Annotated in this window: 11 protein-coding genes; 7 read left to right on the top strand and 4 right to left on the bottom strand. The window is 60.9% G+C overall.

Features of this window, described 5'->3' with window-relative positions; translation table 11 throughout:
• Positions 1 to 328 precede the first annotated feature (328 nt).
• The 3 genes from C8K44_RS18700 to C8K44_RS18690 all read right to left on the bottom strand — a co-directional run bounded on the left by C8K44_RS18700 (position 329) and on the right by C8K44_RS18690 (position 3,940).
• Positions 329 to 715, bottom strand: a complete 387-nt coding sequence (locus C8K44_RS18700) for a hypothetical protein (protein ID WP_245417535.1) — start codon at positions 713 to 715, stop codon at positions 329 to 331.
• Positions 716 to 730: 15 nt separating this feature from the next.
• Positions 731 to 1,447: a hypothetical protein gene (locus tag C8K44_RS18695; RefSeq protein ID WP_109577298.1), complete on the bottom strand. Its 717-nt coding sequence runs from the start codon at positions 1,445 to 1,447 to the stop codon at positions 731 to 733.
• A gap of 96 nt (positions 1,448 to 1,543) precedes the next feature.
• Positions 1,544 to 3,940 carry an arylsulfatase gene (locus tag C8K44_RS18690; protein ID WP_109577297.1) on the bottom strand — a complete coding sequence of 799 codons (2,397 nt, stop codon included), beginning with the start codon at positions 3,938 to 3,940 and terminating at the stop codon, positions 1,544 to 1,546.
• Positions 3,941 to 4,945: 1,005 nt separating this feature from the next.
• Between C8K44_RS18690 and C8K44_RS18685 the strand changes: the two genes are divergently transcribed.
• From C8K44_RS18685 to C8K44_RS27545, 6 genes are read left to right on the top strand one after another with little or no spacing between them, the layout of a single operon-like run.
• Positions 4,946 to 5,788, top strand: coding sequence for an amino acid ABC transporter permease (locus tag C8K44_RS18685; RefSeq protein WP_109577282.1), 843 nt, complete (start codon positions 4,946 to 4,948; stop codon positions 5,786 to 5,788).
• 9 nt (positions 5,789 to 5,797) lie between these two features.
• Positions 5,798 to 6,562 (top strand): amino acid ABC transporter ATP-binding protein, encoded by a 765-nt coding sequence (locus C8K44_RS18680; RefSeq protein ID WP_109577281.1) that lies wholly within the window; start codon positions 5,798 to 5,800, stop codon positions 6,560 to 6,562.
• Positions 6,563 to 6,575: 13 nt separating this feature from the next.
• A complete protein-coding gene (locus C8K44_RS18675) occupies positions 6,576 to 7,409 on the top strand; it encodes a transporter substrate-binding domain-containing protein (protein WP_109577280.1) in 834 nt (277 codons plus the stop codon).
• 30 nt (positions 7,410 to 7,439) lie between these two features.
• Positions 7,440 to 7,913, top strand: a complete 474-nt coding sequence (locus tag C8K44_RS18670) for a hypothetical protein (RefSeq protein ID WP_146203965.1) — start codon at positions 7,440 to 7,442, stop codon at positions 7,911 to 7,913.
• Positions 7,914 to 7,915: 2 nt separating this feature from the next.
• The gene (locus tag C8K44_RS18665; protein ID WP_109577278.1) at positions 7,916 to 8,350 is read left to right on the top strand and encodes a DUF3830 family protein; all 435 of its coding nucleotides are present in this window, start codon (positions 7,916 to 7,918) and stop codon (positions 8,348 to 8,350) included.
• On the top strand, positions 8,347 to 8,754 hold the full coding sequence (locus tag C8K44_RS27545; RefSeq protein WP_158282760.1) for a DUF3830 family protein: 408 nt from the start codon (positions 8,347 to 8,349) through the stop codon (positions 8,752 to 8,754). The genes C8K44_RS18665 and C8K44_RS27545 overlap by 4 nt, the downstream gene beginning before the upstream one ends.
• 3 nt (positions 8,755 to 8,757) lie before the next feature.
• Here the strand turns inward: C8K44_RS27545 and C8K44_RS18655 are convergent, their stop codons facing one another.
• Positions 8,758 to 9,642: a LysR family transcriptional regulator gene (locus tag C8K44_RS18655; protein ID WP_158282759.1), complete on the bottom strand. Its 885-nt coding sequence runs from the start codon at positions 9,640 to 9,642 to the stop codon at positions 8,758 to 8,760.
• A 76-nt stretch (positions 9,643 to 9,718) separates the two neighbouring features.
• Between C8K44_RS18655 and C8K44_RS18650 the strand changes: the two genes are divergently transcribed.
• Positions 9,719 to 10,594: a polysaccharide deacetylase gene (locus C8K44_RS18650; RefSeq protein WP_109577275.1), complete on the top strand. Its 876-nt coding sequence runs from the start codon at positions 9,719 to 9,721 to the stop codon at positions 10,592 to 10,594.
• Positions 10,595 to 10,629 lie beyond the last annotated feature (35 nt).

Raw genomic sequence — 10,629 nt, 5'->3', positions numbered from 1 at the left:
GAAATCCGAAATCTCCATAAGCCGTCGCCTGTGGCTCGCGGGTTCCTGCATGGGAGGCTTTCGTACGCCTGCCGGCACCCGAAACCCTTCATCATCTCGGTCGTTCCGCTTCTCACTGTCGCTGTCCATAACCTGCCATTCCGTGCAGCGACCGAATATCGGCGTGAGTGGGCCGAGATCTGCCGGCCCGCATTTCGCTGAGACGGTCATTCGGCAACCGACCCATAACCCTCACGGCACCGCTCCTTTGCGACCCGTCCGGCGGCGCCGGTCGCTAATAGCTCCGTTGCTAGCGCGGCTAACGAAGCTGCGATAGCCGCTCGCAACGTCAAATTCCTTTCCATTGGCTATGGATGCACCAGCCAGCCAGCCCCACATGGGCCAGAACTGCTGGCCAAAGTGCTACGCCTGAAAGACCGAAGTGTGTCCAGGCTAGGAAGAGGATCGCGGCGACGACGACGTTGTAGATGAGCATGCCGGCGACCAGTCCTCTCGCGGCAGGGCAATCTGCGTCATGCCGCGCCAGCCAGCAGGCAACGCCAAGCGCGAGCAGCGCCGCGCTAGCGATGCGACTGGCGATCAGGCCTGCGGTGGTACCTGGTGGTACGCCGAGCAGTAGTTCGACCAGCAATGCCGGCACCGCCATCAGCACCACTCCGGTCGCCGCCTCGAGCGCCCCCATTACCGAGAGAAGGGCCTTCCTGGTGTATGGCACGGACTCTGATCCGGCTTAATAGCACGGAGGAGCTGGGTAATAGCCGCAGGGTGGCGGATAATAAGGAGCCGCTGCGGCAGCGCCAATTGCAGCTCCGGCGGCCACTCCAGCCGCGACACCTGCGCCGCCATACCAGGCTCCGTGGTAGACGGGAGCATGCCAGTAGGCGCCGCCACGATAGCCATATCCACCGACATGGGCGAAGCCGCCGCCGCCCGGCCCACGAATGGCGAAGGCGTCGATGAACAGCGCCGCTGGTCCGCTGGCACCCGCCAGGCTTCCCTCAAGTACGGCAACGTCAAAGGTGAGCGTGGTGCCTTCCAGCTTGGGAGATTTCAGCGTCACCACCGCATCGCTCACATCACTGCCGTCGCCGCCCAGTACCGAGACAGTCGCGTTCGGCGGGTCGATGGCAAAGTTATCCTTGCCTTCGTCCCATTGCATGATGAACTGCTCGGTAGTGACGTGACCGGCAGCGCGTACCGGCCGATCGGCGAAGACGATGGAGTTCTTCGAAACGCCCGTTAACACCAACTTGGCCCCATCAAGTGTAGCGCCTGCCGAATTAATGACGGCAAGAGACGGTATCGGACCTGTCGGCTTGACCTGGCCGATAGTCTTTTCCAGCGGCACGTGGGGCTTCTTGGCGGCGTCTTGCGCCATCGCACCTGTGGTCGCGATGGCAAGACCTCCTGCAAAGGCAAACAGAGTTGCAACTTGGTTTAGCATCATAGGGGGGTAGTCCTTCTGTTCGACGTTGACCGTCGTCATGAGGGGGAGCGGCTGAGGGTGGGCCTCCCATTCGCGGGAAGCCCACTCGCTTAAGTGTCACAACTGCGACGGCCCGAGATTGACCGTCAGCTTGTCGATCGTGCCGGTGAACGGGAACGGCAGTTGATAGTCCTTGCCGTTTATTTCCGTCCGGGTGTCGTCCCCAATATCGAAGGTCTCGTCTGACACCTGCAGGAAGGAGATCGAGTTCTCCTGCTTGCCTTGGGCGACGACTTTTCCATCAACCTTCAACTCACCGGAGCCTCCTTTGGCGAGGCCAGGGCCCGCGTAGGTATAGTCGAACACGATCGTATGCTTTCCACGAGTGAGTGCGTCCTGTCCTACCCATTGATACTGGGCTAGCGTCAGCATGTTGTAGTTGAACACCGGCTTGCCCTTCAGCAGGTACAAGCCCCAACCACCCCAACGCCCGCCAATCGTAGCGATCACGCCGTCGCCGGCCTCCGGCACGTCGATGTCGGCTGTGATCGTGTAGGACTTGCCTATGATGCTCGGTGCGTTCGCCAGCGCGATACCCGAGTTAACCCCAGTGTAGGTGAACTCGGTTCGGCCGGCCGTCGCGCTCGGACGCGGCGCGACCGCGCGCGCAAACGACCTGTTGTCCAGCGGGAGGACATTGTATTTTACCGCCTCTGCGTCCCATAGCGCCCGCATTTCCTTGAGCTTGTCGGGCATTGCCGCGGCGAGATCGTTCGCTTGCGAGAAGTCCTTGCTCAGATCGTACAGTTCCCACTTGTAGTCTGTTGGAGAAGGCAAGGGCGCATTCAGAACCCACGGCCCATGCGGCGGGGTTGTGTTGGCGTACCAGCCTTCGTGATAAATTCCCCGATTGGCAATCATTTCGAAATACTGGGTTTTGCGGGTTGAAGGCGCATCGGCGTTCGCTTTGTCGAAGGTATAAGCCATGCTTACGCCTTCAGTCGCTTTCTGTTTGACGCCATCGACCATCTCGGGCGCCTTGACGCCCGTCGCCTCGAGGATCGTTGGCACGATGTCGATGAAATGGTGGAACTGATTGCGAACCCCACCGGCGTCCTTGATGCCGTTGGGCCATGACATGACCATGCCTTGCCGCGTCCCGCCGAAGTGCGAGGCGATCTGCTTGGTAAACTTGAACGGCGTGTCGAATGCCCAGGACCAGGCGACTGCCATGTGCGGGTATGTCTTCTCCGATCCCCACACATCGTAGTACTTGAGCTGCTCTTCGACGGGGATGTCGAGGATGCCGTTGTAGGAGGTCCACTGATTGGGGGTTCCGGACAGGGTGCCCTCGGGGCTCGTGCCATTGTCACCCACGATGTAAATGATCAGGGTGTTGTCCAACTCGCCGTTGTCAGCGACTTGTTTGATAACCCGGCCGATCTCGTCGTCGGTGTAGGCGGCATACGCGGCGAACACCTCGGCCTGGCGCGCGTAAAGCTTCTTCTGGTCTGCCGACAGGCTATCCCATTTCGGCAGGTCGTCGGGCCAGGCGGTCAACTCGGTGTTTGCCGGAATGACGCCCAGCTTCTTCTGGTTCGCGAAGATCTGCTCGCGCATGGCATTCCAGCCCATGTCGAACTTGCCCTTGAACTTGTCGATCCAAGGCTGTGTCGGATTATGCGGTGAATGCGTGCCGCCGGGCGCGTAGTACAGGAACCAGGGTGAACCCGGCGCGGCCGCTTTCATGCCTTGCAGATAGTCGATGGCTTTGTCGGCCATCTCGGTGGTGAGGTTGTATTTCCCTTCCTTGCCGACCCACGGAAAGATTTGCCTGTTGTTCTCGAACAGGTAAGGCGTCCACTGGTCGGTCTCGCCACCCATAAAGCCGTAGAAATAATCGAAGCCCATGCCGGACGGCCATTGGTCAAATGGACCGGCCACCGTGTACTGGAAGTCCGGCGTGTTGTGATTCTTGCCGAACCAGGATGTGGCGTAGCCATTGTCCTTCAGGATCCGACCGATCGTCGCGTCTTCAGGACCGATGATCGAATCATAGCCTGGAAAACCCGTCGACAGCTCCGTAATCACGCCGAAGCCGCCCGAGTGGTGGTTGCGTCCAGTTATCAGCGCTGCGCGGGACGGGGAACAGAGGGCAGTGGAGTTGAACTGCGTATAGCGCAACCCGGTGGCCGCCAGAGAATCCAGGGTTGGCGTTGGAATGACGCCTCCGAAGGTTCCGCTGACGCCATAGCCCTGGTCGTCCGTCATGATCAGCAGCACGTTGGGCGCACCCTTGGGCGGCGTGATCCGCGGCGCCCACCAGGTCTTAGATCCCTCAAGGGTTTCCTTGATCACCCCGCCGAACGGCGGAGTAGGCGCAGGGAGTTGGTTGCCAGGGATGGTCGTTGTAGCGCTGGGCGATCCCAATTCACCATTGACCTCTTGGGCCTGGCCAGAGCTTCCCCAGAATGTGAACGCAGTTAGAGCAGTGAACGCGAACGCAACCTTCATCATGGGATGAAATCCTGTGAGTGAGAACAGATACGTATCGGTGTGCTTGCGTATGGCTTGGTAAGGTCGAAGCGCCAACGGGCGGCTTTAGAGCATTTCCAAATGCGGGAACGCCGGGCAGCTATCTACGGGCCAGGCGAACTTATGGGCTCTCTGATGAAGGCCTGTTTTCGAGAATGGTCCCAGGGAGGCCGTTTGGCAATATCAATCTAGGATTTCAAATCTTGAGCTACGCAACTTTTCCTCGGATGCGATCCGCCTGTGGCTCTGGACGAGCTTGGTTATTTGGGTATGGAGAAATCACAAGATGCCGCGACGACATCTCACTTGCGACATTTGGCAAGCAATTCCTTGTCTCCCGCCCGAGTAAAGACACGACGGAGCACGCGTGAACGGCCAGCATGGGGCGCAAAGCTGTCGGTCGCTTCGGCTGACCGAACGTCAGTTTGTATCACTCGTCCACGGAAAGCGGCCGGACACGTTCCCACCCCGAATCCGACACTGCGTGGCGACTGGTGACCTTTGGCAGCAAACGACCTCATTGTCGCCGTTCGGGGTGCTTCCGTCGCCGCCCGAAACTTGCCATTCGTCCGGTTTCCCACGGACGGCAGAACCGGGGCCGGGAGGGGCGTATTCGGCAGACACCTGCCGTTTAGCTGCAAAGTAATCACGGTCGAAAATGAGGCGCTGGTATTTAACCGACGCGGACGTTCGAACCAGCATGGGTGATGGTGGCATCGCGCCCTATTGGAGACGCGTCAGCTGTTCGCCAAGTCCAACGGCTTTTTGCATGCCCGTGTAGCCGGCTTGTACGCCGGTGGCCTCGCTGGCGCAGTTTTCCGCAATGGACCCTGTCCTTGCGGAAATCCAGACGTCTCATCACAGGTTCCTTCGGATTTCGAAATGTAAGCATTTCGACTCGGCTCTTTATTTGGGTGCCATCTGACTGAATCCTTGAGATACCACGCAGGACAACGAATGCCTTCGACAGGAAAATCAAAAATCATGACCATGGGGAATATGTCTTGTTTAGAAATGGGCAGGACCGAGCGAATTCGCCGAAAATATTACGGACGTTACGTGTCCGGATTGGCGATCGTAGTCATCCTTCTACTGATAGTCCGCGCCTTTAAAAATGGAATGATCGACTGGGGGATCGTAGGCGAATTCCTGACAGCTGAATCAATACTGGTCGGATTACTGAAAACCATAATCATGGCGCCGCTGGCCATGTTGCTGGGCCTGGTGCTGGGCCTGGTGATCGCGCTGATGCGGATGTCGCCGAACCCGGTCTGCAGCAGTTTCGCCGTCGGCTACATGTGGCTGTTTCGCGGAAGCCCGCAACTGCTCCAGCTTTTCCTCTGGTACAACATCGCCCTGGTCTTTCCGACCATCACTATTCCCTATCTCTTCTCGATGCCGACCATCCAGGTGATGACGCCCTTCGTGGCGACGCTGCTTGGTCTCGGCATCTGCCAGAGCGCCTACACCGCCGAGGTGTTCCGCGCCGGCATCATCTCAGTCGACAAGGGCCAGGGAGAAGCCGCCGCAGCGCTGGGCATGGGTGGCGGGCTTAGCATGCGCCGCATCATCCTGCCCCAGGCCATGCGGGCCATCGTGCCCCCGGTCGGCAACGAGTTCATCGGCATGGTGAAGGCCACCTCGCTCGCAAGCGCCATCCAGTACACCGAAATCCTCAATGCCGCGCAGCGCATCTACTACGTCAATAACTACGTCATCGAACTGCTGATCGTGGCAACAGTCTGGTACCTGTTCATCGTCAGCCTTCTCACCATCGGCCAGAGTTTCCTCGAGCGGCGCATCGGTCGCGGTTTCGAGCGGCGCTAGGAGGCGGACATGAGCAACAAGGTAGAAATCCGCGGCCTGACCAAGTCCTTTGGCTCCGTGCAGGTCCTCCATGATGTCGATTTCACCGTGAAGGAGGGCGAGATCGTCTGCCTGATCGGCCCCTCAGGTTCCGGGAAGAGCACGCTGCTGCGCTGCATCAACCAGCTCGAGGAAGCACAGAGCGGCATAATTCGCGTCGACGGCTTGATTCAGGGCTGGTCGGAGCGAAGCGGCAAGCTCTATGAACTCAGCCCCCGGAACATCACCGCGCAGCGTTCCCACATCGGCATGGTGTTCCAGCGCTTCAATCTGTTCCCCCACCTGACCGCGCTGGAAAACATCATCGAGGCCCCCATCCATGTGCGCGGCATCCGCCGGGCCGAGGCCATCAAGCAGGCGCGCCAACTGCTCGAGAACGTCGGCTTGGCGAACAAGCAGGATTCCTATCCCTCCGAGCTTTCGGGCGGCCAGCAGCAGCGCGTGGCGATCGCAAGGGCGCTCGCCATGAAGCCGAGGCTGATGCTCTTCGACGAGCCGACCTCCGCGCTCGATCCCGAACTGGTCAGTGAGGTGCTGGCGGTCATGAAGAACCTCGCCGAGATCGGCATGACGATGATCGTCGTCACCCATGAGCTAGGCTTTGCCCGCGAGGTAGCCGACCGAGTGGCCTTCATGGACCAGGGCCGGATCGTCGAGAGCGGCACGCCGGAGGAGTTGCTGACCTCCCCCAGGAACAGCCGCACCAAGTCCTTCATTTCTTCAGTTCTGCAATGAAAAAAGGGAACACATGAAACACGATATCTTCAAGCTTGTGCTTGCCGGGGCGACCGCGCTTGCACTGATGGGAAGGGCTTCGGCAACTGAAGCGCCCGAGCCCTTCAAGTCCCAAGGCTATATCCGCGTTGGCATGGAGACCAACTCGCCGCCGATGGAGTTCCAGGACATCGCCACCGGCAAGCTGGTGGGCTTCAATGTCGAGATGGTGGAGAGCATCGCCAGGCACCTCGGTCTCGAAGTCAAGTACGAGATAATGGACGTGCCCTCGATGAGCCCGGCCCTGGACTCAGGCCGCATCGACATGATCGGCTCACATTTCAACGACACGCCGGCGCGCCATCGCAAGCTGACCTTCGTCGATTATGTCAGCACCGGGCCGATCTTCTACACGACGCGCGAGAACACCCAGATCTACAAGGAAGGCAAGCAGATCTGCGGCAAGGCCGTCGGAGCGCCCGAACACACCACCTACTACCGGCTGATCGGCGACTGGAGCCAGGCAAACTGCCCGGCCGACCAGCAGGTCGAAATCGTCGGCACCAAGGGTCTGCCCGACACCCAACTGCAGATTCGGCAGGGCCGCCTGGTGGCGGGAGCCATCGGCGCCGAGAAGATCTCCTATTGGGCAAAGGACCCCGAAAACAAGTTCGGGGGCATTGGCGAGCGCTTCTATTCGCAGCTCTACGGCTTCGCCTTCACCCATGCCAACTCCCCGCTGCGCGATGCGGTTAAGGCGGCTCTCGATGAGATGGTGAAGGCCGGCGAATACGATGCCCTGATCAAAAAATACGGTCTAGAAGACCAGAAGCTGGCCGAAATTACCATCGACGCCGGCACCGACTGAGCCTCCCAAAGCACTTCAGAAAGTTTGACAATGAACACTCTCACGATTGCGGGGGAGGTCCTTGAATTGGACCTCCTCTCCAAGTGGGCTCCCCAGACCTGCGCCGCATTGCGGGCATTGGGAAGCCTGAGCCTGCCGATGCAGCAGTCCACCTGGTGCGGCCCCACGCTGACCGGCAGCCTTTTCCGGGGCGCGCTGCTTGAGGTCGACAAGCTCGAACAGCCAGTCATTTCGCTGTACCCCGGCACCATCTGCCTGCGCCCGGTCGACGGGCGCAACGCAACCTACGATCCCATGGTCTGGGCCAAGTCGCCCGAGAGCTACAACGCCAGCGTCGAGCTCACCTTGGCCTACGGCTATGGCGAGTTTCGCAACGAGACCGGCCCGGCCTATGTCACGCCGGTCGCCATGATCCGCGGCTTCAACAAGGTCATGGCGGCCACTATCCGCGCAGCCGGCGCCCAGGGCGCCGCCGCTGCCGATTTCACCTTCGGAGGAGCGTGAACATGGCCCGCAGAGTCTATTTCAAGATCGGCGACATCAAGGGATCGGGCGTCCTCTATGACGATCTGGCGCCGCGCAATGTCGAGGTGCTGTGCTCCAACCTGCCAATGAACGACCCGATCCGCCACGCCCGCTGGAGCGGCCAGCAGGTCTACATCAAGATCGACCCGCTGGCGCGCAAATGCGATCGGGTCGAAAACCCCGTATCGCAGGTGAGCCGGGGCCAGATCACATTCCGGCCCGAGCGCGGCATGTTCTCGGTGGCCTATGGCCGCGCCCGGCTGGGCGACCAGCCGATCCATCATCGTACAGTCGCCGGCTTTGGCTCGCTGATCGGTCATCTCGACGAAAACGTCGATGCGCTACTGGAGGCGTTTGCCGAGACCGACAGCAAGGGTTCGATCCCGATCACCATCTCCCTGGAGGCACTCGCATGATCAAGATCTCCATCGGCGACAAGAGCGTGATGGCCGAGCTCATCGACGACGAGGCCCCCAAGGCGGTGGCTGCGCTGCGGGCCGCCCTGCCTCTTTCGGTCACGCTCAAGAGCCACAGCAACTGGTCGGGTCGCTGCAGCACATTCGACCTGCCCGGGGCACGCGCGATCACCCATCTCGAAACGCCGGTCTGCTCGCTCTATCCCGGCTATCTCGCGCTGCGGCCCGACTGGGGTGTCGTCGAGATCGGCTACGACGCTGCCGAGCTGCGTTCGGAGATCGGGCGCGAATATGGGTCGCTGATCGGGCGCATGGTCGGGGACCACGTGGACGAATTCCTGCGGTATCTCGACGCCATGCACTACACCGAAGGCGACCAGACGCTCGAGGTGAAGGCGGCCTGACGATCAGGCCGCCTTGCCGGCGACAGCATCGACGAACGCCCGGATGATGCGGTTGCCCCGCGTCCTTCGCCGGAACAGCGCCAGCGGAAAAATGAGATCGAAGGCGTTGGATGGCAGCGCCTTGATTTCAGTCAGCCGGCCGTCCTCGAGCATGCCGGCCGGCAGATAGCCCACCAGTTGCGTGCTGCCCAGAAGCGCCAGCTTTTCCTCGAGTTCGGCGGTGGTGGCCGCCGCGTGCAGGTCCGGCAGGATGCTGCGCTCCATAGAGGCCAGATGACCGGAGGAGACAAATCTATGCCTGCCCATGTCGGCATGCTGCAGTTCGGCGACGTCATGCAACGGGTGACGGGCCGAAGCCGCAAGGCGGTGGATCTCCACGCCAATCGGCTGGCGGTAGAAGTCTTCCTCCGGCGGGAAGGCGCCCACGGCAAGGTCGAGATTGCCCTTAAGGAGGGCATGCTCCAGCTCCTCCTGGCGATGGCGAGTGAACTCGAGCGCAACGTCGGGTGCGATCGCATTGTAGACCGAGATGGCCTCGAGCAGTTCGGGCAGGTCGCCGAGCCTGGCGCCATGCAGCAGCCCGATGCGGAGCCGGCCGAGCATGACCTTCTTCAGCCCCGACATGCCTTCGCGGAAATCGTCGAGGATGCCGAACAGCTCGACTGCCGACTGATAGACAACCTCGCCCTTGAGCGTCAGGCGAAAGCCGCTGCGGCCGCGTTCGCAAAGCTTGAAGCCAAGGCTCTCTTCGAGGCTGCCGATCTGGTTCGAGATCGTCGACTGGCTCAGGCCAAGGGCGAGCTGCGCCCGCGTGAAACCGCCCGCCTGCACGATGGCGACGAAGACGCGGAGATAGCGGATGTCCACTTCCGGATTGGTCCAAGCCATTCCTCGTCCTCTGCCTTTGCCCAGCGCTCCGGATGCGGCGCGCAGGGACATAATCCACACATGAAAGGAAATGCAAATGTCACAGTTCACGAATCCCGAGCCGGTCAACAAGGCGCCGCTCACCGAGAATTTCACCTGGCCTGAGGGCAAGAAATCTGCGCTTTTCACGTCCTTCGACGTGGACGCGGAATCCGTATGGCTGGGGATGGACGCCAAGAACGAGGAGCGCCTGGTGACGCTGTCCTATGGTGGCTATGAAGCCCGCGTCGGCCTTCCGAAGATCCTGGAACTCCTGGCCCGCCACGAGGTGCCGGCAACCTTCTTCGTCACGGGCTGGACGGTGGATGCCTACCCCGGGCTCTGCGAGGCGATCCTCAAGGGCGGCCATGAGATCGGCCATCACGGCTACATGCATTACCGCCCCGAGCCCGGCAATCTCGACTTGATGGCCGAGGAGATCGACCGCGGCCTGGAGGCGATGCAGCGGCGGCTTGGCATCACGCCCGTGGGGTATCGCGCGCCGGGTGGCGAAGGCTACAATGATTTTCTCGATCTCATGCAACAGCGCGGGCTGCGCTACTCCAGTTCATGGCGCGACGACATCCTGCCATATCGCCATGTGGTCAAGGGCAAGCCCGGCATGGTCGAGATCCCGGTCAACTTCAGCTACGACGACTGGCTCTACGGCATCACCCACCGCACCGCCTCGCGCGCCCTGTTCGGTCGCGAGGCCGTATTGGGCATCTGGAAGGACGAGTTCGACCAGACCCATGAATGGGGCGGCGTGACGACGACAGTGCTGCATCCGCAGGTTTCGGGCCGCCCGATGCGCTTCAAGATCCTGCATGAGTTCCTGAGCCATGTGCGCGCCCATGACGATGTCTGGCTGGCGACCGGCAAGGACATCTCCACCCATTTCGAAAGCTATGAAGCTGTCAGAGACCGGTCATAACGCTTCCTGGACCCGCATTGTTCGGCAACTGCGAC

It is taken from the genome of Aminobacter sp. AP02 (assembly GCF_003148805.1).
In the GTDB taxonomy this organism is placed as follows: Bacteria; Pseudomonadota; Alphaproteobacteria; order Rhizobiales; family Rhizobiaceae; genus Aminobacter.
Note: the sequence above shows the minus strand (reverse complement) of the source record. Positions and strands in the feature narration are given on the sequence as shown.